The sequence below is a fragment of the Nocardia sp. NPDC050718 genome, assembly GCF_040654235.1.
Classification (GTDB): Bacteria; Actinomycetota; Actinomycetes; order Mycobacteriales; family Mycobacteriaceae; genus Nocardia.
On record NZ_JBFAHQ010000002.1, the window covers coordinates 219,971 to 246,031 of the forward strand.

General features: G+C 73.5%; 3 protein-coding genes. All 3 read left to right on the forward strand.

Annotation, left to right across the window (positions count from 1 at the left end; all coding sequences use genetic code 11):
* Window positions 1-171: 171 nt before the first annotated feature.
* The 3 genes from AB0H54_RS10540 to AB0H54_RS10550 all read left to right on the forward strand — a co-directional run bounded on the left by AB0H54_RS10540 (window position 172) and on the right by AB0H54_RS10550 (window position 26,061).
* Window positions 172-23,097, forward strand: coding sequence for a non-ribosomal peptide synthase/polyketide synthase (locus tag AB0H54_RS10540; protein ID WP_357344576.1), 22,926 nt, complete (start codon window positions 172-174; stop codon window positions 23,095-23,097).
* A 135-nt stretch (window positions 23,098-23,232) separates the two neighbouring features.
* Window positions 23,233-24,564 carry a pitrilysin family protein gene (locus tag AB0H54_RS10545; protein WP_357345696.1) on the forward strand — a complete coding sequence of 444 codons (1,332 nt, stop codon included), beginning with the start codon at window positions 23,233-23,235 and terminating at the stop codon, window positions 24,562-24,564.
* Window positions 24,565-24,621: 57 nt separating this feature from the next.
* Window positions 24,622-26,061, forward strand: a complete 1,440-nt coding sequence (locus AB0H54_RS10550) for a tetratricopeptide repeat protein (protein WP_357344578.1) — start codon at window positions 24,622-24,624, stop codon at window positions 26,059-26,061.

Consider the following 26,061-nt stretch of genomic DNA (forward strand, 5'->3'; position numbering starts at 1 on the left):
TGTCATAGCCGATCGCACTGAGTGCCGGTGTGAGAGGGCGGATTTCGGGCTGGGTGCCCGAGGTTGGCCGCCCCGCGCCGATCCCGTCACCCCGGTGGGTCCGGGGAGTTCCGAGAGTTGTATTGCGGCCGCGTGGCGTCACCTGCGGTCGGTAGATGGAAGGCAGTCCAGATGACCAACACCACTCCGGCGCGCGCGGGAACAGAACAGCTGGCGGCGCTGGTGGCGACGGTCGCGGCGATGGAGCCGGGCCGCAGCGCGGTCGAGTTCGACGGCACCTCGGTCTCCTACGCCGACCTCGACGCGCGGCTGACGGTGATGGCCGAGCTGACCGGTGGCGCACTGGATCCCGAGACCCTGGTGCAGGTCGTGCTCGCCGAGCTGTTCCCCGGCGTGGTCGATGCCGCCGACGGGACGTTCGGGCTGCTGCTGGACGCGCTGGCCGGTGACGCCATGGCCGCGCTGGGTGTGCAGCCGCCGGTGGCGGGGCAGGCGCCGACCCTGGTCGACCGGTTCGCCGAGCAGCTGGCCCGCACACCCGATCTGGTCGCGGTGCAGTTCGGCGCGCAGACGCTGACCTACGCCGAATTCGACGCCAGGGTGCGGGTGCTGGCCGCGCGGCTGCTCGCCCTCGGCGTGGGACCGGAGGCCCTGGTCGGGCTGGCCATGCGGCGCAGCGTGGAGCTGATCGTCGCCGTGCACGCGATCGTGCGCGCCGGTGGCGCGTACGTGCCGCTGGATCCGGATCACCCGGTGGACCGGCTGCGCTATGTGCTCGAGGTGGCGCGGCCGATCGTCGTGGTGACCCGGGCCGCCGACGAGCCCGATCTGCCCGGCGCGCCGGTCCTGCGCACCGACGACATCGACTGGACCGCGCCGCCCGCCGAGGTCGACGGCGGCGCGCGGGCGGGCAACACCGCCTATGTCATCTTCACCTCGGGGTCCACCGGCAGGCCCAAGGGCGTGGCCGTCACGCACGGCGCGATCGTGGCGAACCTGGACTGGCGCCAGCGCTGCTACGCGCTGACGGATGCCGATGTGGTGCTGCAGAAGACGCCCTACACCTTCGACGTCTCGGTGTGGGAGCTGTTCTGGCCCTTGCAGATCGGTGCCCGGCTGGTCGTCGCCGAACCCGGCAGGCACGGTGAGCCCGCCTACCTGGCCGCGCTGATCGCCGAGCAGCGGGTGAGCGTCACCCACTTCGTGCCGTCGATGCTGGCCGCCTTCGCCGGTGAACTGTCCGAGACCACCGCGCCGGTGGACCTGTCGTCGCTGCGGCTGGTGTTCGCCTCCGGCGAGGCGCTGCCCGCCGCCACCGCCACCCGGCTGCGCAAGCTGTCGGCGACCGCGCTGCACAACCTGTACGGCCCCACCGAGGCGGCGGTCGACGTGACCGCGCACGAGGTGACCGTCGCCGACGAGGTGTCGGTCCCGATCGGCGGCCCCGCCGACGACACCGGTCTGCTGGTGCTCGACGAGAACCTCGACGAGGTGCCCGCCGGGGTGGTGGGTGAGCTGTATCTGTCGGGGGTGCAGCTGGCGCGCGGCTATGTGGCCCGGCCCGGACTGACCGCCGACCGCTTCGTCGCCAATCCGTTCGGCGTGCCCGGTGAGCGCATGTACCGCACCGGTGACCTGGTGCGGCAGCTGCCCGGCGGGGACGAGCTGGAGTACCTGGGGCGCACCGACTTCCAGGTGAAGCTGCGTGGCCTGCGGATCGAGCTCGGGGAGATCGAGGCCGTGCTGGCCGCGCACCCGCGCGTCGGCAACGCGGCGGTGGTGCTGCATCGCCATGCCGCCGGTGAGGCGCTGGTCGGCTATGTGGTCAGTGTCGACGGCGCGCCGCTCGACGAGGCCGAGCTGGTCGTCCACGCGAAGGCGTCGATGCCGGAATACATGGTGCCCTCGCTGCTGGTGCAGCTGCCCGCGATGCCGATCAACGCCAGCGGCAAGCTGGATCGGAAGGCGCTGCCGGAGCCCGATTTCCGGGTCGCGGCGGCCGAGTTCCGCGCGCCGGTGACCGCCACCGAGCGCGCCGTGGCCGCGCTCTTCGGTGAACTGCTCGGGGTCGAGACCGTCGGCCTGGACGACGACTTCTTCCGGCTCGGCGGCAACTCGCTGATCGCCACCCGCGCCATCGCCCGCCTGCTGGCGAACTTCGGTGTGCGCGTGGACGTGCGGGACTTCTTCGACAGCCCGACGGTCGCCGTGCTCGCGAAGCTGGTCGACGGTGGCGCGATCGACGACCGGCCCGCCCTGGTCGCGGGCCCGCGCCCCGAGGTGCTGCCGCTCTCGCCCGCCCAGCAGCGCATGTGGTTCCTGAACCGGTTCGATCCGGAGACCGGCGCCTACAACATCCCGATCGCGGTCCGCCTGTCCGGCGCGCTGGACCGGGACGCCCTGCGCGCCGCCGTCGGCGATCTGATCGCCCGGCACGAGGTGCTGCGGACGGTGTACCCGGAGGTCGACGGGGTCGGGACCCAGCACGTCCTGTCACCGTCGGCGGTATTCGACTTGCTTGCCGCCGAGTCGAACTCGACGCTCCCCGCTGCTGGCGCTGCTGGCGCTGCTGGCGCTGCTGGCGCTGCTGGCGCGTTGGACGGTCCGGAGGTCGGTGGTGCCGAGACGGTAGCGGCGTCGACGTTGTCCGGTGTGCTCACGCCCATCAGTGTTGTGGCGCAGGACCTTCCCGATGTGTTGGCCGCGGTGATCCTGCGTGGGTTCGACGTCACCGCCGCGCCGCCGCTGCGGGCGCGGTTGTACGAGGTCGACGGTGATCACGTGCTGGTGCTGGTGGTGCACCACATCGCCTCGGACGGCTGGTCGGCCGGGCCGCTGGTGCGCGACACCATGACCGCCTACTACGCGCGGACCGGGGGCGCGGCGCCGGAGTGGGCGCCGCTGCCGGTGCAGTACGCCGATTACACGCTGTGGCAGCGGACGCTGCTCGGGGCCGAGGAGGACACCGAGTCCAGGGCCGGGCGGGAGATCGCGTTCTGGCGTGGCGCGCTGGCCGGACTGCCGGACGAGTCGAACCTGCCGACCGATCGCCCGCGGCCCGCTGTCGCGTCGATGCGGGGCAGGCGGGTCGAGTTCGCGCTCGACGCCGATCTCGTCTCGGCGCTGAATTCCGTTGCCGCCGACCAGGGCGCGACCCTGTTCATGGTGCTGCACGCGGCACTGTCGGTGCTGATCGCGCGCCTGTCGGGCAATACCGATGTGGCGATCGGTAGCCCGGTCGCCGGGCGTGGCGCCGCCGAGCTCGACGATGTCATCGGCATGTTCGTCAACACCGCCATCCTGCGCACCGAGGTGCGCGGCGGGGAATCCTTCGCCGATCTGCTCGGCCGGGTCCGCGCCGACGATCTGGCCGCGTTCGAGCACACCACCCTGCCGTTCGAGCGTCTGGTGGAGGTGCTCGCGCCGCCGCGTTCGGCCGGTCGCCACCCGCTGTTCCAGGTCGCGCTGTCACTGCAGAACCTGCCGCAGGCCGACTTCGAGCTGCCGGGCCTGCGAGCCGCCGCCGTCGACCTGCCCTACGACATCGAGAAGTTCGATCTGTCGGTGACGCTGCGTGAGTCCGGCGCCACCGGTCTGTCCGGCGAATTCTCCTACGCCACCGATCTGTTCGACGAGTCCACCGTCGCCCGGATGGTGCGCCGCTTCACCGGCCTGCTGGCCGCGATCGCCGCCACCCCGCAGACCCCGGTCGCCGACCTGCCGCTGCTGATCGACGCCGAACTCGCCGAGCTGACCAGCCGTTCCGGTGGCCAGGCCGCCCCGTTCCCGCTGCTGCCGCAGGTGCTGGCCGGCGCCGCCGCCGACCCCGGCGCCATCGCGATCCGGGACGGGGACCGCACCCTCACCTACGGCGAACTCGACGCCGCGTCCTCGCGCCTGGCCGCGCACCTGACCGGCCTCGGCATCGGCGCGGGCGACCTCGTCGCCGTGAGCATTCCGCGCTCCGCCGACTCCGTCACCGCCGTCTGGGGTGTCGTGAAGTCCGGCGCGGGCTTCCTGCCGGTCGACCCGACCTACCCCGCCGATCGCATCACCCACATGCTGTCGGATTCCGGTGCGGCCGTGGGTATCACGGTCGACTTGGTGCGCCCTGAGCTGCCCGCCACCGTGGGGTGGGTCGTGCTCGACGCAGTCGTCGGCGGCGAGCGGTCGGACCGGCTCGGCACGGAGTCAGGTGCCGCCGACGCCGGGTGGACACCGGGTGCCGCCGGAGGTGACGAGGCGGCGCCCGCGGCGGTGTACGCCGATGTGGCAGCGCTCGAGGTGGGTGCGTCTCCGCTCGTCTCCGGTCCTCGCGGAACGCGCCGTGCGGTCGATCCGCTGGATCCCGCGTATGTCATCTACACCTCCGGCACCACCGGTCTCCCCAAGGGCGTGGTGATTCCGCACGGTGCGGTCGCGGCGTATCTGCCGGTGCAGGCGGGGCGGTACGTGGCGTCGGCGGACGCGCGGGTGCTGCATGTGGCGTCGCCGTCGTTCGACATCTCGGTGGCCGAGCTGCTGCTGACCGTCACCGCGGGCGCGACCATGGTCGTCGCGCCGACCGGTGTGTTCGGTGGGGCGGAGCTGGGTGAACTGCTGCGGGCCGAACGGGTGACCCATGTGATCATCACCCCGTCGGCGCTGGCCACGGTGAACCCGGACGGGCTCGACGAGCTGCGGGTCGTGGTCGTCGGCGGCGAGGCGTGCCCGGCGGAGCTGGTGGCGCGCTGGACCGCCGCGATCCCCGGCCTGGTCTTCCGCAACGGCTACGGTCCCACCGAGACCACCATCGTCACCAATATCAGCGAACCCCTCACGGCGACAACGCCGATCACCCTCGGTGCGCCGGTGGAGGGCACCACCGAGCTCGTGCTCGACGAGCGGCTGCGGCCGGTCCCGGCGGGTGTCGTCGGCGAGCTGTACATCGCCGGGGCCCAGCTGGCGCGCGGTTATCACCGCAGGCCCGCGCTCACCGCGGGGCGCTTCGTCACCAATCCCTACGGCGCGCCGGGCGAACGGATGTACCGCACCGGCGACACCGTGCGCTGGGTGCGCACCGACGACGCCTGGGACCTGGAATACCTGGGACGCAACGATTTCCAGGTGAAGGTGCGTGGCTTCCGGATCGAGCTCGGCGAGATCGACGCCGTCCTCGCCCGGCACGCCACCGTCGACTTCGCCGCCACCCTCGGGCATCGCACCGAGGCGGGCGCGACCGTGCTGGTTGCCTATGTGGTGCCGGTTCCGGGAGCCTCCGTCGACACCGCGACGCTGCTCGCGCACGCCGCCGAACACCTGCCCGCGCACATGGTCCCGGCCGCGATCGTCGCCCTCGACGCGGTGCCGCTGACCCCGGTCGGCAAGCTCGACCGTGCCGCGCTGCCCGCGCCGGTCTTCGAAGCCGCCGCCTATCGCGCTCCCGAGACCCCGGCCGAGCTGGCCGTCGCCGCCGCGTTCGCCGAGGTCCTCGGCCTGGAGCGGGTCGGCCGCGACGACGACTTCTTCGACCTGGGCGGCACGTCGCTGCTGGCGACCCGCCTGATGGCCCGTCTCGGCACCGACCTCGACATCCGCATCCCGGTCCGGCAGCTCTTCGACACCGCCACCGTGCTCGGTCTCGCCGCGGCCGCGGACCGGCTGCGCGGCACCGGTTCCGGCCCCGCCCTCGTCGCGGGCACCCGGCCCGACCCGCTGCCGCTCTCGCCCGCCCAGCAGCGCATGTGGTTCCTCAACCGGTTCGACCCGGGCTCGGCCACCGACAACATCCCGATGGCGGTGCGGCTCACCGGCGCCCTCGATGTCGCCGCCCTGCACGCCGCCCTCGTCGACGTGCTGGACCGCCACGAGGTCCTGCGCACCCGCTACCCCGAGCGCGACGGCCGGGCGATCGCCGAGATCCTGCCCGCCACCGGCCTGGTCCCCGAGGTGCTGCCGCAGATCGTCACCACGGCGGCCCTGACCGGCGCGGTGCGTGCCTGCGCCACCACGGGTTTCGACCTGACCGTCGACGCGCCCCTCCGGGCCACGCTGCTGCGCGTCACCGACGTCGCGGCGGAGTCCGAGGCCGCGACAGCGTCGAGCGACGTGACCGGTGCGGTCGTCGCGCGGGCCGAGATCGTCGGCGCGGCTGAGGCTTCGGCCGGTGGGACCGGTGCGGTCTCGGCGGGAGCGATGGCGGCTGTCGGCCGTGGCGCGGAATCGGGCTCCGGCGACGCCGAGTACGTGCTCGTGATCGTGCTGCATCACATCGCGGCCGACGGCTTCTCCTTCGGACCGCTGATCCGCGATGTGCTCACCGCGTACGGTGCCAGGGCCACCGGGAACGTGCCGCAGTGGGCGGCGCTGACGGTGCAGTACGCCGACTACGCGGTGTGGCAGCACAGTGTGCTGGGCGATGCCGCCGATCCGGAATCGGTGGCATCGCGGCAGCTGGCGTTCTGGGCGGACACCCTGGCGGGCGTGCCGGAGCAGCTGGAGCTGCCGACCGATCGGACGCGACCTGCCGTCGCCTCGCGCGGCGGTGCGCTGCACCCGATCGACATCGACGCCGAAACCCACCGGGCGCTGGCTGACTTCGCGCGGGCGCGGGGCGTCACCGTGTTCATGGCCGCGCACGCGGTGTTCGCGGTGCTGCTGGCGCGGCTGTCGGCGACCACCGACATCGCGATCGGCACCCCGGTCTCGGGGCGGGGTGACCGGGCCCTCGACGACCTGGTCGGCATGTTCGTCAACACCCTCGTGCTGCGTACCGAGGTCAGCCCCGCCGCCTCGTTCACCGAGCTGCTGGCCCGGGTGCGCGAGACCGACCTCGCCGCGTTCGGCCACGCCGATGTGCCGTTCGAGCGGCTGGTCGAGGTGCTCGATCCGGTGCGCTCCACCGCGCGCAACCCGCTGTTCCAGGTGATGCTGTCGCTCAACGAGGACACGCAGCGCGCCCTCGCCCTGCCCGGGCTCACGGTGGCCGGCGTCGACCTGCCCACCTCGGTCGCCAAGTTCGACCTCGAACTCACCCTCACCGAGCACCGCGACGAGCACGGCGCGCCCGCGGGCCTGTCCGGCGCGTTCCTCTACGCCACCGATCTGTTCGACGCGAGCACCGTCGCCGGATTCGCCACCCGCTTGCACCGCCTGCTCGACGGTGTCCTCGCCGACCCGGCCCGCCCGGTCGGCGATCTCGACCTGCTCGACCCGGCCGAAGCCACCGAGGTCCTGACCACCTGGAACGCCACCGACCTGGTCCTCGACCCCGCGGCCACGCTCGCTTCGCTGTTCGCCGACCAGGTCGCCGCCACCCCGGACGCTGTCGCGGTGGTCGTGGATGCCGAGCGGGTGCAGGTCGATGCGGAGGGCCTCGGCGACGATCCGGACGCCGTCGAGTCGCTGACGTACGCGGAATTCGCGCGCCGGGTCCATCGGCTGGCGCGGCACCTCATCGGTGTGGGCGCCGGACCGGGCTCGGTGGTCGCCGTGGCCCTGCGGCGCGGTCTCGATCAGCTCGTGGCCGTGCACGCTGTGCTGGCGGCGGGCGCCGCGTATGTGCCCGTCGACCCGGATCATCCGGCCGAGCGAACCGCGTACGTGCTCGACCGGACGGCACCGGTGTGCGTGCTGACGGCCGCCGGTCACGGTGTGGCCGTAGGGGATTCGGTCGTCGAGATCGACACCCTCGACCTGGCGGAGCTCGCGGATCAGCCGATCGCCGACGCCGAGCGGGTCACCCCGCTGCGCCCGGACCACCTCGCCTATGTGCTGTTCACCTCCGGCTCGACCGGCAGGCCGAAGGGCGTGGCGGTACCGCACCGGGCCGTGGTGAACCAGCTGCGGTGGCTGCAGCGGGAGTACGCGCTCACCGCCGGTGACGTCGTCCTGCAGAAGACCCCGTTCACCTTCGACGCGTCGGTGTGGGAACTGCTGTGGCCGTTGCAGACCGGCGCCCGCCTGGTCCTGGCCACCGCCGACGGACACCGCGACCCGGCGTATCTGGCCGAGGTGACCGCGCGGCACGCGGTGAGCGTCGTGCAGTACGTGCCCTCGGTGCTGGCCGCCGTCGTCGCCGAGCCGGTCCGTACGGAGAGCCTGCGCCTGGTGTTCGCCGGTGGTGAGGCGCTGACCACCGAGCTGGCCCAGCGCGTGCGCACCGCCACCGGTGCGGCCGTCGTGAACCTGTACGGCCCCACCGAAACCGCCGTCCAGGTCACCACCCACGAGGTCGGCGCCGAGCCGACCGCCGCCGCCCCGATCGGCACCCCGGTCGCCAACACCCGCGTGTACGTGCTGGATTCGCGGCTGCGTCCGGTACCCGCCGGGGTGCCCGGCGAGCTGTACGTGGCGGGCGCCCAGCTCGCCGACGGCTATCACGGCCGCGCCCACCTGACCGCCGAGCGCTTCGTCGCCGACCCGTTCGGCACCGGCGACCGGCTCTACCGCACCGGCGACCTCGTCGCCTGGCGTACCGGCCCCGCCGGACCGGCCCTGCACTACCTGGGCCGCACCGACTTCCAGGTGAAACTGCGCGGCCTGCGCATCGAACCCGCCGAGATCGAAGCCGCCCTCGTCGCGGTCCCCGGCGTCGACCGGGTCGCGGTGCTGGTCCGCGCCGACGCCGACCGCCCGGACCAGCTCGTCGCCTACATCGTGCCCACCCCCGATACCGTCGCGGCTGCCCCAGAAGGTGATTCGACCAGGGGCGGGGGCGAGCATCTGTCGCCCGCCGACCTGGACGCCGCCGTCGCGGCGGTGCTGCCGTCGTACATGGTGCCCGGCGCGTATGTCTTCCTCGACGCGCTGCCGGTCAACAGCTCCGGCAAGCTCGACCGCCGCGCACTGCCCGCGCCGGAACTGCCGGAGCGCGACTATCGCGAACCGGCGACCGCGACCGAGCGGATCGTCGCGGCGACCTTCGCCGACGTGGTCGGGCTCGACCGCGTGGGCGCCGACGACGACTTCTTCGCCCTCGGCGGCAACTCGCTGCTCGCCACCCAGGTGGCCGCCCGGCTCGGCGCCGTCCTGGACGCCAAGGTGCCGGTGCGGGAGCTGTTCGAGGCGAGCACCGTCGCCGGGCTCGCCGTGCGCCTGGACGCGCTGCGCGGCACCGGCAGCAGGCGGGGACCGGTGGCCGGGCAACGGCCGCAGCGGATTCCGCTCTCGCCCGCGCAGCAGCGCATGTGGTTCCTGCACCGCTTCGATCCCGGCTCGACCGCCTACCACATCCCGGTCGCGATCCGGCTCAGCGGCGACCTCGACACCGCCGCCCTGCGCGGCGCCCTGGGCGACCTGATCGCCCGGCACGAGACGCTGCGCACCACCTATCCCGAGTTCGACGGGCAGGCCACCCAGCTCGTCGGCGCGCCGTTCGTCCCCGACCTCGCGGTGACCGACGTCGACGCCGGGGCGGTGGCCGCCGCCGTTGGCGCCACGCTCGACGGCGGTTTCGACATCACCACCGAGGTGCCGGTGCGCGCCGAGCTGCTGCGGGTGACACCGACCGAGCACATCCTGGTGCTGGTCGTGCACCACATCGCCGCCGACGGCTGGTCGATGGGCCCGCTGACCCGCGATCTGGTCGCCGCCTACGCGGCCCGCACCGCCGGGGCCGAGCCGCGGCTGCCCGCGCTGGCCGTGCACTACGCCGATTACGCGCTGTGGCAGACCGAAGGACTCGGCAGCGCGGAGGATCCCGACGCGCCGCTGGCCCACCAGCTCGCCTACTGGACCGACCGGCTCACCGGGCTGCCCGACGTGCTCACCCTGCCCGCCGACCGTCGCAGGCCGCTGGTCGCTTCCCACCGGGGCGCCACCTTCACCACCACCCTGGACGCCGACCTGCACCGCCGGATCGACCAGCTGGCCCGCGCGCGGCGCGCCACCCCGTTCATGGTGCTGCACGCCGGTCTCGCGGTGCTGCTGGCGCGCCTGTCCGCGGGCACCGACATCGTCGTCGGCACGCCCGTCGCGGGCCGTGGGCATCGTGAGCTCGACGACATCGTCGGCATGTTCGTCAACACCCTGGTGTTGCGCGCGAGCGTGCCCGCCGCCGTGCCGTTCAGCGCCCTGCTCGACGACATCCGCGCCGGTGACCTCGACGCCTTCGACCACGCCGACGTGCCGTTCGAAAGCCTCGTCGACGCGGTCAACCCGGCCCGCTCCCAGGGCTATGCGCCGCTGTACCAGGTGTCGCTGGCGCTGCAGAACCAGCGCACCACCGCGTTCGAGCTGCCCGGCCTGACCCTGTCCGGGCTGACCCTGCCGGACGCGCCGATCGAAGTGGACCTGGACTTCACCTTCGTCGACCACTACGGCGCCGACGGCACGGCCGACGGCCTCGATCTCGAACTGCGCTACGCCACCGACCTCTTCGACGCCGACACCATCGCGACCCTGGTCGGCATGCTGGAGCGGGTGTTGCGCGCCGCCGTCACCGCGCCCGGCACCGCCGTCGGCGATCTCCCCGTCCTCGACGAGGACGGCCGCGCGCGGCTGCTCGCCGGCCCGCACGGTGACGTCGAGCCGCTCGCGCCCGCGCTCGCCGAACTCGGGATCGGTGCCCCGCTGGCCGCGCACCTGCTCGACGCGGCCGCGGCCCGCGATCCGCACGCCGTCGCCGCCGTGTTCGAGGGTGACGAGATCACCTACGGCGCGCTCGCCGCGCGGGCGAACCGGCTCGCGCGCAGGCTGATCGACTGCGGTGTCGGCCCGGAGACCCCGGTCGCGGTCGCCGTGCCGCGCGGGATCGACCTGCTGGTGGTGCTGCACGGTGTGCTCGCCGCCGGTGGCGTGTACGTGCCGATCGATCCGGCCCAGCCCGCCGACCGGATCGGGCACGTGCTCGAGACCGCGGCGCCGCGCCTGGTCGTCGCCGCGTCGGCGGGCAACCTCGACCATGTCGACCGGGGCATCCGATCCGCCACGGCCTCGGTGCATTTCGCCGCCGCGTCGCGCTCCGGCTTCCCGGTGCTGACCGTCGCGCAGCTCGAGGACCCGGCGCAGCCTCCGGTGCCCGGCGGCCCGGTCACCGACGCCGAACGCCTCGCCCCGCTGCACCCAGCGCACCCGGCCTACGTGCTGTTCACCTCCGGCTCCACCGGTCTGCCCAAGGGCGTGCTGGTCTCGCATCGGGCCGTGGTCAACGAACTGTGCTGGCTGCGTGGCGAATACGACCTGACCGCGGCGGACCGGCTGCTCCAGCGCGCGCCGCTGACCTTCGACGTCTCGCTGTGGGAACTGCTGTGCCCGGCGCTGCTCGGCGCCACCCTGGTCCTGCTGCGGCCCGGCGGGCACCTCGACCTCGCCTACCAGGCGCGGGTGGTGCGCGAACAACGCGTCACCGTCGCCGAATTCGTGCCGTCGGTGCTGGCCGCGATGCTCGCCGAAGGGCTGGCCGAGGACCTGAGCGGGCTGCGGATGCTGCACCTGGGCGGCGAAGAGCTGCCCGCCGCGCTGGCGGCCACCGTGCTCGCCACCGTGCCCGCCGAACTGCACAACACCTACGGCCCGACCGAGGTGACGATCACCAGCACCTTCCAGCAGATCACCGCGCCGGTCGAGCAGACCGAGCTGCCGATCGGCAGGCCGAGCTGGAACGTGCGCGCCTACGTGCTCGACGAGCGGCTGCACCCGGTGCCCGCCGGGGTCGCGGGTGAGCTGTACCTGGCGGGCGACCAGCTCGCCCGCGGCTACCTGGGCAGGCCCGACCTGACCGCCGACCGCTTCGTCGCCGACCCGTACGGGCCCGACGGCGGACGCATGTACCGGACCGGTGATCTGGTGCGCCGCGATCGCGTCGGCGCGCTGGTGTACCTGGGCCGCAACGACTTCCAGGTGAAGATCCGCGGTCTGCGGATCGAGCTCGGCGAGATCGAGGCCGCGCTCGGCGACGCGCCCGGCGTCACCCACGCGACCGTGGTCCCCGCGACCGACGACGCCGGACGACAGTGCCTGGTCGCCTACGTCGCCGGTGCGGTCGACCCCGCCGTGGTGCGCGCGCACGTCGCGAGCCGGGTGCCCGCCTACATGGTGCCCGCCCACCTGGTGGTGCTCGACACCGTCCCGCTCAACTCCGCGGGCAAGCTGGACCGGGCCGCGCTCCCGGCCGCCGACCTGTCCGTCACCACCGCCTACGTGGCGCCGCGCCCCGGCACACAGACCACGCTCGCCGCCGTGGTGGGCGAGCTGCTCGGGCTGGCCCGCGTCGGCGCCGACGACGACTTCTTCGACATCGGCGGCAACTCCCTGCTCGCCATGCGGCTCGTCGCCCGCGCCAACGCGGCACTGGGCAGCGCGCTCGACGTGCGCGACGTGTTCGACGCCCCCACCGTCGCCGGTCTCGCCGTCCGCGCCGTCACCCACACCGAGCAGCTGCCGCCGCTGACGGTGGTGGACCCGCGCCCGGCCCGAATCCCGTTGTCGCTGGCCCAGACCCGCCTGTGGCTGCTGAACCGGATCGACCCCGACTCCGCCGTCTATACGCTGCCCATCGCCCTGCGCCTCACCGGCGACCTGGACACCGACGCCCTGTGGGCGGCCCTGGGCGATGTCCTCGCGCGGCACGAATCGCTGCGGACGATCTTCCCCGAGGACGCCGAGGGGCCGACCCAGGTCGTTCTCCCGGTCGACCGGGTGCTGCCGGTCGCCGACGTCCGCGAGGTCGCCGAAGCGGACCTGGCCGACGCGGTGCGCGCGATCATCGGGGCGGGCTACGACCTGACCTCCCAGCCCCCGGTCCGCGCTGCCCTGCTCCGGCGGGTGCCGGACGATCGAGCAGCCGCACCCGCTGGCCGCAACGGTGCCGCCTTCGACGGCGCGGCACCAGGATTCGCGCTGCGCAACGGCACGGAGGACCACGCAGCCGGCACTCGCCGTGACGTGGTGTCCGACAGTGCCATTCGTCACGGTGTGACGTCCGTCGTCGCTCGCCACGACGGCACGGTCACCGACGGTGTCGTTCGCGGCGACGCGCGGGTGGACGAGGTCGAGCACGTGCTGGTGCTCGCGGTGCATCACATCGCCGCCGACGGTGTCTCGACCACGCCGCTGGCCCGGGATCTCGTCACCGCGTATGTCGCGCGCAGCGCGGGGACGGCGCCGGAGTGGGAGCCGCTGCCGGTGCAGTATCCCGACTTCACCCTGTGGCAGCACGCGGTGCTCGGCGACGCCGCCGATCCGGAATCGCGGCTGGCGCGGCAGCTGGCGCACTGGCGCGACGAACTGGCCGGGCTCGCACCGGCATTGGAGCTCGCCACCGATCGGCCCCGGCCCGCCGTGCGGACCGGCGCGGGCGGGTCCGTCGGGTTCGACGTGCCCGCCGACGTGGTGACCGGGATCGAGGAGCTGGCCCGCCGCCACGGTGTGTCCACCTTCATGGTGGTGCACGCGGCGTTCGCGGTGCTGCTGTCGCGGCAGGGAGCCGGGACCGACATCGTGGTGGGCACGCCCGTCGCGGGCCGGGCCGATGCCGCGCTCGACGATCTGGTCGGCATGTTCGTCAACACCCTGGTGCTGCGGACCACCGTCGACGCGGCCGCCGGGTTCGGTGACCTGCTCGCCGAGGTCCGCGCCGCCGATCTGCGCGCCTTCGCCAACGCCGAGCTGCCGTTCGAGCGCCTGGTCGAGGAGCTGAATCCGGCGCGCTCGACCGCGTATTCGCCGATCGTGCAGGTGATGCTCGCGTTCGAGCACCGCGACGACACCGGCATCGACCTGCCCGGCCTGCGCATCGGCGAGTTCGCCCTGCCCGCCGCGACCACCCAGTTCGACCTGTCGCTGGCGATCGACGAGATCACCGGCACCGCGGGCGAACCCGGTCTGCGTGGCTGGCTGCGCTACGCCACCGATCTGTTCGACGAAACCACGGTCGTGGCCTTCGGCGAACGCTTCGTGCGTGTCCTGGCCGCGGTGGTGGCCGACGAGACCGCGCCGGTCGGCGAGATCGACCTGCTCGATCCCGCCGAAACCGCCCAGCTGGCGGCATGGAACGACACCGCCGCCCCGCTGGACGCCGAGGCGACGCTCGTCTCGATGTTCGCCGCGCAAGCCCTGCGCACCCCCGACGCCGTCGCCCTCGACTTCGAGGGCCTGCGGATCACCTACGGCGAGTTCGCCGCTCGGGTCGCGCGTCTGGCGCGATTCCTGATCGCCGAGGGCGTGGGCCCCGGCGCCGCCGTCGGCGTCGGCCTGCGCCGCGGCATCGACCTGCTGGTCGCCGTCTACGCCGCGCAGGCGGCGGGCGCGGCCTACCTGCCGCTGGACCCCGACCACCCGGCCGACCGCATCGCCGACGTGCTCGCGACCGCGGCGCCGGTGTGCGTGCTCGCCGGCGCGGGCTTCCCCGGCGCCCGCGTCCTCGATCCGGCGGACCTGGACCTGTCCGGATTCGCCGCCGACCCGGTCACCGACGCCGACCGGATCCGGCCGCTGCGCGCCGCGGACCTGGCCTACGTGCTGTTCACCTCGGGCTCGACCGGCAAGCCGAAGGGTGTGGCCGTGAGCCACACCGCGATCGTCAACCGCCTGGTCTGGATGCAGGACGCCTACCGGCTCGACGCCGACGGCGTGGTGCTGCAGAAGACGCCGATCACCTTCGACGTGTCGGTGTGGGAACTGTTCTGGCCCTTGCAGATCGGCGCCACCCTGGTCGTCGCCCGCCCCGACGGGCACCGCGACCCCGCCTACCTGGCCGAGGTGATCACCCGCACCGGTGTCGATGTCGCGCATTTCGTGCCGTCGATGCTGGCCGCGTTCCTCGCCGAACCACGGGCCGCCGCGTGCGGGTCGCTGCGCCAGGTGTTCGCCTCCGGTGAGGCGCTGCCCGCCGCCGACGCCCAGCGCCTGCGCGCGCTGGTGCCCGGGGTGGCGGTGCACAACCTGTACGGGCCGACCGAGGCCGCCGTCGACGTCAGCTTCCACGAGGTCACCGACGCCGACACCGTCACCGTGCCGATCGGCGCGCCCGTCGCCAATACCGCCCTGCACGTGCTCGACGCCCGCCTGCGCCCCGTGCCGGTCGGCACGCCCGGCGAGCTGTACCTGGCCGGTGTCCAGCTGGCCCGCGGCTACCTCGCCCGCCCCGACCTGTCGGCGGACCGCTTCGTCGCCAACCCGTACGGGATCCCCGGTGAGCGCATGTACCGCACCGGCGACCTCGTCGTGCGTACCCGCACCGGCGAACTGGAGTACCTGGGCCGCACCGACTTCCAGGTGAAGCTGCGCGGCCTGCGCATCGAACTCGGGGAGATCGAGGCGATCCTGTCCGGCCTCGACACCATCGATCGGGCTGTCGTCACCGTCCGCGACGACGGCACCGGCGATTACCTCACCGCCTACCTCGTCCCAGCGAACGCCGATTCGGCGATCGACCTGGACGCGGTGAAGGCCGCACTGCGGCAAGCACTTCCGGCCTACATGGTGCCGAGCGCCTTCGTGGTGCTCGACGCGCTGCCCGTCAACGCCTCCGGCAAGCTGGATCGGCGTGCGCTGCCCGCGCCGGAACTCGCCGCGCGCGAATTCCGCGCTCCGGCGACGCCGTCGGAGCAGCTGGTGGCCGGGGTGGTCGCGGACGTGCTCGGCCTCGATACGGTCGGCGCCGACGACGACTTCTTCGACCTCGGCGGCAACTCGCTCATCGCGACCCGAGTCGCCGCCCGGCTCGGCGCCGCACTGGACCGGCAGGTCCCGGTGGCACGGATCTTCGAAACCCCCGTGGTGGCCGCGCTGGCCGCTGCGCTCGACAGCGCCGAGGGCACCGCCCGGCTGGCACTGGTGGCGGGGGAGCGGCCCGCCGTGCTCCCGCTCTCGCCCGCGCAGCAGCGCATGTGGTTCCTCAACCGGTTCGACCCCGATTCGGCCGGATACAACGTGCCGATCGCGGTGCGGCTCAGCGGTGTGCTCGATGTCGACGCGCTCGCCGCCGCCGTCGGCGATCTCGTCGAGCGCCACGAAGTGCTGCGCACCTACTACCCCGAGACCGCCGACGGCCCGGTGCAGCAGATCCTGTCCACCTCTGAAGCCGGTGTCGCCCTGCGGGTTCGTGACATCCCGGCCGACCAGGTCGTCGCGGCGGTCACCGAACTGGCCGGGACCACGTTCGACGTGACGGCCGGAGTCCCCTGGCAGGTCGTGCTGTACCGGCTCACCGCCGGACAGCAGGCGGACCGCGACCACGCGGACACCGACGAGGCCGTCCTGGCCGTGGTCGTGCACCATATCAGCGCGGACGGCTCGTCCGTCCCGCCGCTGGTCCGCGACCTGATGACCGCCTACCTGGCCCGTCGCGACGGCACCGCGCCCGCGTGGACGCCGCTGCCGGTGCAGTACGCCGACTACGCGCTGTGGCAGCGCGCGACCCTCGGCGACGAAGCCGACCCCGGCTCGGTGGCCGCCCGCCAGCTCGACTTCTGGCGCGGCGAACTCGCCGATCTCCCGGACGAACTGGCCCTCCCGCTGGACCGGCCCCGCCCGGCCGTGCGCACCCTCGCCGGTGGCACGGTGCCGGTCACGCTCGACGCGCGCACCCACGCCCGGCTGACCGAGCTGGCCAGGGCATCCGGCGCGACGCTGTTCATGGTCGTGCACACCGCGTTCGCGGCGCTGCTCGGACGCCTGTCCGGCAGCGCCGACATCACCGTCGGCACGCCCGTGGCCGGGCGCGGTGAGGCCGCGCTCGAGGACCTGATCGGCATGTTCGTCAACACCCTGGTCTTCCGCACCCGGCTGGTGGCGGGGGAGACGTTCGGTCAGCTGCTGGCCCGCCAGCGCGCCACCGACCTGGCCGTGTACGCCAACGCGGACGTCCCGTTCGAACGGCTCGTCGAGGTGCTCGACCCGGCCCGCTCCACCGCCAGGCACCCGCTGTTCCAGGTGGGCTTCTCGTTCCAGAACTTCGAGCGCGCCGAACTGGCGCTGCCCGGGATCACGGTGTCCGCGTTGGACACCGACAGCGAGCTGTCCCAGTTCGACCTGCACCTGATCGTCAGCGACACCTACGCCGCCGACGGTGCCGCGGGCGGTGTCACCGGTGTGCTCACCTATGCCCACGATGTCGTCGACACCGAGACCGCGGCCGCCCTCGCGGGCCGGCTGGAACGGCTGCTCACCGCCGTCGCCGCGGCGCCGCACACGCCGCTGGACGCCATCGACGTGCTCGAGCCGGTCGAGCGGACCCGCATCCTCACCGAGTGGAACGCCACCGCGCACGAGATCGACCGCACCGCGACGCTGCTCACCCCGTTCCGCGACCGCGTGCGGGCGAATCCGTCGGCGACCGCGCTCGTCTTCGAGGACACCGAGCTGACCTACGCCGAGCTCGACGCCCGGGTGAACCGGCTGGCCCGGCATCTCGTCGCCGAGGGCGTCGGCCCGGACGCGCTGGTGGCGGTGGCGATCCGCCGCTCGATCGACCTCGTCGTCACCCTGTACGCGGTGCTCACCGCGGGCGGCGCGTACGTGCCGGTCGACCCGGATCACCCGGCCGAGCGCATCGCCCAGGTCCTCGACACCGCGCGCCCCCACCTGGTCCTGTCCACCGCGCGCGACTACTTCGATCGGCAGTCGTCGACGGGGACCGGCATCGCGGCCATGGTGGCGCCCGCGCCCCGGATCGTCGTCGTCGACACCGTCGATACGTCGGTCTACTCGGCGGATCCGGTGGCCGCTGCCGAACTCCGTGCGCCGCTGCGGGATACGAACCTCGCCTATGTGCTGTTCACCTCCGGCTCGACCGGCAGGCCCAAGGGCGTGGCGATGAGTCACGCGGGGGTGCGCAACCAGATCGCCTGGCTGCTCGCGCGGTACGGGATCGACGGCGATGACGTGTACCTGCAGAAGTCCGCCGCCGGGTTCGACCTGTCGGTGTGGGGCTACTTCGCTCCGCTGGCCGCGGGCGCCACCCTGGTGCTCGCCACCCCGGACGGACATCGCGACCCGCTGTATCTGGCCGACCTGGTCGCCGCGCGGGGGATCACGGTCGCCGACTTCGTGCCGTCGATGCTGGCGATGTTCGCCGCGCACGGCGACGCGCGTCAGCTGGCGAGCCTGCGACTGGTGTTCGCGATCGGCGAGGCGCTCACCCCGGACACGGTGGCCGCCTTCGCCGCGCATTCGGCCGCGGCCGTGCACAACCTGTACGGACCCACCGAGGCCGCCGTCTCGGTCACCGCCTGGCCCGCCGAGGGGGCGACTGGGCAGACCGTGCCGATCGGGGTGCCCGCCTGGAACACCCGGGTCTACGTGCTCGACGAGCGGCTGCGGCCGGTCGCCCCCGGCGTGGCCGGTGAGCTGTACCTGGCGGGTGCGCAGCTGGCCCGTGGGTACCTCGGGCGGCCCGACCTGTCGGCCGACCGATTCGTCGCCGACCCGTTCGGCGCGGCGGGCGAGCGCATGTACCGCACCGGCGACCTGGTGCGCTGGAACCGCGACGGCGTCCTGAGCTACCTGGCGCGCATCGACTTCCAGGTGAAGTTCCGCGGTCAGCGCATCGAGCTCGGCGACATCGAGGCCGCGCTGGGTGGCCTGCCGGGGGTCAGCCAGGCCGCGGCGGTGGTGTCGGCGAGCCCGGCGGGCGACCGGCTGGTCGGCTACGCGGTGCCGGTGCCCGGCACCGAACTCGATGCCGCGCAGCTGCGTTCGGCGCTGGCGACGGTGCTGCCGTCGTACATGGTGCCGTCGGTGATCGTGCTGCTCGACGCGTTCCCGCTCAACACCTCCGGCAAGCTCGAACGCAAGGCCCTGCCCGCACCGGAATTCGTGGCCAGGCCGTTCCGGGCGCCGGTCACCCCGGCCCAGCGTGCCGTCGCCGAGGTCTTCGGTGAGGTGCTCGGCCGCGAGCAGGTCGGTCTCGACGACGACTTCTTCGAACTCGGCGGCAACTCGCTCATCGCCACCAGGGTCGCCGCCCGCCTCGGGGCGGCACTGTCGGCCCGGGTGCCGGTGCGCGCCCTGTTCGAGGCGACCACGGTCGCCGACCTGGCCGACACCCTGGCGGGCCGGATGGGCAGCGGCGCGGGCCTCGCGCTGACCGCCGCCCGCCGCCCGCACCGGATCCCGCTCTCGGCGGCCCAGCAGCGCATGTGGCTGCTCAACCGCCTCGACCCGGCGTCGGCGGCCTACAACATCCCGATCGCGGTGCGGCTGCGCGGCGACGTGGACGCCCAGGCGCTGGCCGCCGCCGTCGCCGATGTGCTCGACCGGCACGAGGTGCTGCGCACCGCGTACCCGGCGATCGACGGCATCGGTCATCAGGCGGTGTGGCAGTTCGTGCCGACCCCGGTCGTGGAGACCGTCGACCCGATCGCGGTGCCCGCGATGGTGGCCGCCGAGATCGGCCGCGGCTTCGATGTCACCGTCGCGCCGCCTGTGCGGGTGCGGGTCCTGCGCAGCGCGCCCGACGACGTCGTGCTGGTCGTGGTGATCCACCACATCAGCGCCGACGGTTTCTCCGCCGGTCCGCTGCTGCGCGACACCACCGGGGCCTACCTGGCCCGGCGCGCGGGCACCGACCCCGGATGGGCGCCCCTGGCGGTCCAGTACGCCGACTACACGTTGTGGCAGCGTGCGGTGCTGGGCAGCGAGGACGACCCGGACTCGGTCGCCGCCCGGCAGATCCGGTTCTGGCGCGACGAACTGGCCGGGCTGCCCGGCCTGCTCGAGCTGCCCGTCGACCGGCCGCGTCCCGCGGTCGCCTCGCAGCGCGGCGCGAGCGTGGACACCGTGGTGCCGCCGGAGATCTGGCGGCGGGTGGGGCAGCTGGCCCGCCGTGGCGACGCGAGCCCGTTCATGGTCGCGCACGCGGCGCTGGCCGCCCTGCTGGCCCGGCTGAGCGGCACCGGCGACATCGCCATCGGCACGCCCGTCGCGGGTCGTGGTGAGGCGGCGCTCGACGAGCTGGTCGGCATGTTCGTCAACACCCTGGTGCTGCGGACCGCCGTCGACCCGGCCGCGTCCTTCACCGACCTGCTGCGCCAGGCCCGCCGCGTCGACCTCGACGCGTTCGAGCACGCCGATGTGCCGTTCGAGCGGCTCGTCGACGTGCTCGACCCGGTCCGCTCGACCGCGCACAGCCCGCTGTTCCAGGTGATGCTCGCCTTCCAGAACCTGGACGCCGCGGCCACCGAGGTCAGCCTGCCCGACCTCACCGTCACCGGGCTCGACACCGACACCGCCGTCGCCAAGTTCGACCTGGACCTGGTGCTCGCCGACACCGCCGACGGCGGCTGCGCGGTGAGTCTCACCTACGCCACCGACCTGTTCGACGCCGCCACCGCGGCGCGGATCGCCGACGGCTACGTCCGGATCCTCGACGCCGTCACCGCCGACCCGGCCCGTCCGCTCGGCGAGGTCGACCTGCTGACCGACGCCGATCGGCGCCTGCTCGACACCTGGTGCGACACCGGGCATCCGGTGCCCGCCGAGATGCTGCCGGTCGCGTTCGACCGGCAGGCCGCGGCGACGCCGACGGCGATCGCGCTCACCGACGGCGACGTCTCGCTCACCTACGCCGACGTCGCGGACCGGGTGCACCGGCTCGCCCGCCACCTCGTCGACCAGGGTGTCGGACCGGACACGGCGGTCGCCGTCGCGGTGCGCCGCGCGCCTGAGCTGCTGGTGGCGGTGCACGCGGTGCTCGCCGCCGGTGGCATCTACGTGCCGATCGACCCCGATCACCCGGCCGAGCGGATCACCCGCGTGCTGCGGATCGCGCAGCCGGTGTGCGTGCTCACCACCTCTCGTGATCGCGCCGACCTGCCGGTCATCGGTTCCCCGGTGGACGGCGCCGATGTGGTGGAGGCCGACACGGTCGACCTCACCGCCTACCCGGCCGGACCGCTCACCGACGCCGAGCGCGTGCAGCCGCTGCTGCCCGAGCACACCGCGTACGTGATCTTCACCTCCGGGTCCACCGGTCTGCCCAAGGGCGTCGGGGTGCCGCATCGCGCCATCGTCAACCAGCTCGACTGGATGGCAACGGAATTCGGGTTCGCTCCCGGTGACACCGTCCTGCACAAGACGCCGATCACCTTCGACGCCTCGATCTGGGAACTGCTGCTGCCGTCGCGCGTCGGCGCCCGCACGGTCCTCGCCCGCCCCGGCGGCCACGGCGACCCCCGCTACCTGGCCGACCTGATCGCCGCAGAGCGGGTCGACACCGTGCAGTTCGCGCCGACCCTGCTCGCGGCGTACCTCGCCGAGTCGACGGCCCGGCCTTCCGCGGCCGAGCCGGTGCGCAACGGCGGTGCGGGCGCGGCACTTCCGTCGGCCGACGGCACCGCACTGCCGTTCGGTGACCACGAGACATCCGCGACCGGTCTGCGGCGGGTATTCGCCGGTGGCGAGATCCTGCCCGCGGCGCTGGCGCAGCGAGCGCGCGAACTGACCGGCGCGCAGGTGGTCAACCTGTACGGGCCGACGGAGACCGCCGTGCAGGTGAGCACCCACGTGGTGGACGACGCCGACACCGTGACGGTGCCGATCGGTACGCCGGTGTGGAACACCGGTCTCCGCGTGCTCGACGCGCGGCTGCGGCCGGTGCCGCCGGGCGTGACCGGCGAACTGTACGTCGGCGGTGCGCAACTCGCGCACGGCTACGTCGGCGCGGCCGGGCTCACCGCCGAGCGTTTCGTGCCCGACCCGTCCGCCGGGCCCGGTGCCCGGATGTACCGGACCGGTGACCTCGTGCGCCTGCGCGTCGGCGAGAACGGCACGGCCGCACTCGACTACGTGGGCCGCGGCGACCTCCAGGTCAAGCTCAACGGTCAGCGCGTCGAACTCGGCGAGGTGGAGGCCGCGCTGCTGGACCACCCCGGCGTCGCCCAGGCCGCGGCCGCCGTGGTGCCGGGTGCGGGTGCGGACCGGCTCGTCGGCTACGTCGTCGCCGAATCGACGGTGGCGCAGCGTGATCCGCTCGACCCGGCCGCCGTCCGCGCGGCACTGGCCGAGGCACTGCCCGGGTACCTGGTGCCCGCCGTGGTGCTCGTCCTCGACGAGTTCCCGGTCACCACCTCCGGCAAGCTCGACCGTGCCGCCCTGCCCCGGCCGCACCTGCGCCAGGCCGCCTACCGCGGCCCGGTCACCGAGACCGAACAGCGGGTCGCCGGAGAATTCGCCCGGGTCCTCGACCTGGACCGGATCGGCATGGACGACAACTTCTTCGACCTCGGCGGAAACTCGCTGACCGCGGTCCAGCTGTCCGCGCGCCTGAGCGAGGCACTGGGCGTCGCGGTGCCGGTCGCGTGGTTCTTCACCGACCCGACACCCGCCGTGGTCGTGGAACGGCTGCGCGCCCAGGACGATTCGGCCGACGACGCGTTCGCGGTGCTGCTGCCGCTGCGCGCTCACGGCACCGGCGCGCCGCTGTTCTGCCTGCATCCCGTGGGCGGTGTGTCCTGGTCCTTCGCCGGTCTGACCCGCCACCTCGACCCGGAGCGCCCGATCTACGGTCTGCAGTCGCCCGCCCTCACCGCCGACGAACCGCTGCCTGACACCATCGACGCCTGGGCCGAGCGCTACGTCACGGCCATCCGCGAGGTCCAGCCCGAGGGCCCGTACCACCTGCTCGGCTGGTCGCTGGGCGGCCTGCTCGCGCACGCCGTCGCCACCCGGCTGCAGGCCGAGGGCGCTGAGGTCGCGCGGCTGGCCATGATGGACAGCTGGCTCGGCGACGGACCCGAGCAGACGCCGCTGCCCACCGTCGGCGACCTGCTCGGCGGCCTCGCCGGCGACGAATTCGACGTGGCCTTCGACGCCGAGGGCCTCGCCGCCGCGGCCGCGGAGGCGGGCGGGCCACTGGCCGCGCTCGACCGGACCCGCGTCGCCCGCATCATCGACGCCGCCACCGCCTCGATGACGATGGTCGACGCCTACCGCCCCGAGCGCTTCCACGGCGACCTCGTCTACTTCGCGGCCACCCTCGACGACCCCACCGGCGCGCGCGGCGCGGCGAGCTGGGCCGGCGTCATCGGCGGTGACGTGCACCGGTACGGGATCGAGGCCACCCACTGGGCGATGGCGGGCGACGCCGCGCTGGCCCGGATCGCGGCCGTGCTCGACGCGGTCCCACCCGTGGACGCCGTGAGGGCCGATGCGCGAGCGGGGGTGCGGGGCGCATAGAATCGCGGAGCCGGCCGTCGAGCCTGCTGCCTGCTTCGCCGAGGCATCCGCGCACGTCGCCAGCACCCCTTTCCGAGAGGTTCGAGAAGCCATGTCAGTACAGCCGTCCGGTGGGATCGGGTGACGAAGCCACAGTTGACCGAGTCGAGTACCGAAACCGCTGACGACGTCTCCACCACCGGTGGTGTGCGCCGCACCGTGCTCCCCGGCGGGCTGCGCGTGGTGACCGAGCACGTGCCCGGCGTGCGCTCGGCCTCCATCGGGGTGTGGGTCGGCGTCGGCTCGCGCGACGAGGGCCCCACCGTGGCGGGCGCGGCGCACTTCCTCGAACACCTGCTGTTCAAGGCGACGCCCACCCGCTCGGCGCTCGACATCGCCCAGACGATGGACGCCGTCGGCGGCGAGCTCAACGCGTTCACCGCCAAGGAACAGACCTGCTACTACGCCCACGTCATCGACGAGGACCTGCCGCTGGCCGTGGAACTGGTCTCCGACGTGGTGCTCAACGGGCTGTGCCGGTCCGTCGACGTCGACGTGGAACGGCAGGTGGTGCTCGAGGAGATCGCCATGCGCGACGACGACCCCGAGGACCTGGTCGCCGACTCCTTCCTCACCGCGCTGTTCGGCGACCACCCGATCGGTCGGCCGGTGATCGGCACCGTCGAGTCCATCGAGGGCATGCGGGCCGCCCAGCTGCGTGGATTCCACCAGCGCCGGTACCGCCCGGACCGGATGGTCGTCGCGGTGGCGGGCAATGTCGACCACGACCGCACCGTCGAACTGGTGCATCGCGCGTTCGGGCCCCGCCTGGACGCCGCCGCCGATCCGGCCCCGCGCCGCGAGGGCAGGTTCCGCGCGCAGACCGCGCCCAGCCTGGTCCGGATCAACCGCGACAGCGAACAGACCCACCTGGTCTTCGGCGTGCGCGCCTTCGGCAGGCACGAAGGCCAGCAGCGCTGGCCGCTGTCGGTGCTCAACACCATCGTCGGCGGTGGCCTGAGTTCCCGCCTGTTCCAGCGCATCCGGGAGGAGCGCGGCCTGGCGTACTCGGTGTACTCGAGCGTCGACACCTTCGCCGACACCGGCGCGTTCTCGGTCTATCTCGGCTGCCAGCCCGAAAACCTCGCCCAGGTCACGACATTGGCGCGCGACGTGCTCGTCGACGTGGCCACCAACGGCGTCACCGACGCCGAATGCGCCCGCGCCAAGGGCTCGTTGCGCGGCGGCCTGGTCCTCGGGCTCGAGGACTCCGCCTCCCGGATGAACCGGATCGGCCGCAGCGAACTCAGCTACGGCAACCACCGCAGTGTTTCGGCCACGCTGGCCCGCATCGATGCCGTCACCACCGACGAGGTCAGCGCCATCGCCCGCACCCTGCTCGCCCGCCCCTACGGCGCGGCGATCGCGGGTCCCTACCAGCGCACCCGCGACCTGCCCGCCGCGGTCCGCAAACTCGTCGATCACTGAGCCCGCGCCCCGGCGGTAGTCTGCACGCGGAAGACCGCACAGGGGAGGGGAGAGGCCGTGCCGGTACAGGCGGCGATCGAACGCGCGCGGGTGGCCAGGGAACTCGGCCGGATCGAGGAAGCGCGGCGGATCCTCGGCACGGCGCTGGCATCCGCGCCCGACGATCCGGAAGTGCTGGTGGCACTGGGGAATATCGCGCTCGACCGCGACGAGCCCGCCGAGGCGTCGCGGTGGGCGGGGCAGGCGATCGTCGCCGATCCCGACCATCCCGACGCCCACCTGGTGGTCGGGATGGCCGCGGTGCACCTCGACGATCCGCGCCGCGCCCTGCGCCATCTCGAGACCGCGGTGCGGCTGAGTCCGCACAGCGCGCCGACGCTGCTGATGCTGGCCTGGCTGCTCGCCTACGGCCCCGAACCCGACCCGGCGCGGGCACGGGCCGTGCTGGCCGAGGCGGTCGAGCTCGCGCCCGACGACGCCGATGTCCACTGCGCGGCGGCCGAGATCTACCAGCGGCTCACCGACCAGGACGCGGTCCGCAGACACGTGGCGGCCGGGCTCGCCGTCGACCCGACGCATACCGACCTGCTGAACCTGCAGGCCAGACTGGAGTTCCAAGGCGTCGATGGCCGGGCCGGGGCCGTGGCCATCCTGCGCGGGCTCCTCGCGCGCACGCCCACCGATCCCACGGCCCGCAGGCTGCTCGCCGAAGTGCACTGGCGGGCGCTGATGCGATTGGCCACCTGGGTCTGGGTGTTCGCGGCGGGCCTCGCCTTCGCCACGATGTGGATTCCCGCGAGCGGGTTGCGCGTGCTGTCGCCGGTGCTGTTCGCCGCGTTGCCGCTGGCCTGGTTCGGGGTGTTCCGCAAACTCCGCGGGCAGCTGCCCGCCGGGTATCTGCGGGCCAGGGTGCTGCGGCCCCGGCCGCTGTTCGCCCTGGTCTCGGTCGGCGGTGCCGGCGTGGTCGCCGACATCGGCGCGGTCGCCCTGCGGTCGCAGTACGTCGAACTGGTCCGGCTGGGCGGGTGGTGCGTGGTGCTCGGCGCGCTCGGGGCCGCGGTCGGTCATCTGCTGCTGTTCACCGCCTGGCAGCGGCCGGGACGCGATGATCCCGAGGCCGAGGACGGCTTCGACTTCGCGCTGGCAATGCTGGTCGGCTCGGCGCTGCTCGGCGTGCCGCTGCTCGTCATCGCCGGGCTGGGACGCGGATGGGCGCGGCAGCCGGTGACATTCGGCGTGCTGCTCGCGGTACTCGGCATCGTGCTGGGCACCGTCGTGCTCGAGGGCGTCCTCGCGATGGCGCGGGACCGGGCGGGCTATCGCCGCGTCCCCCTGATCGTGGCGACGGTCCTGGCCCTGCTGGTCGCGGCCGGTGCCGCCGTGTGGTGGGGTGGCGGCGAGATCGCCGACGGCGAGGTGCGCGGGCACGAACTGGTGATGATGCCCGCCGGTCCCCCACCGAGCGGGGCGCTCGAGTCCTGGCCGCGCCTGCGGTAG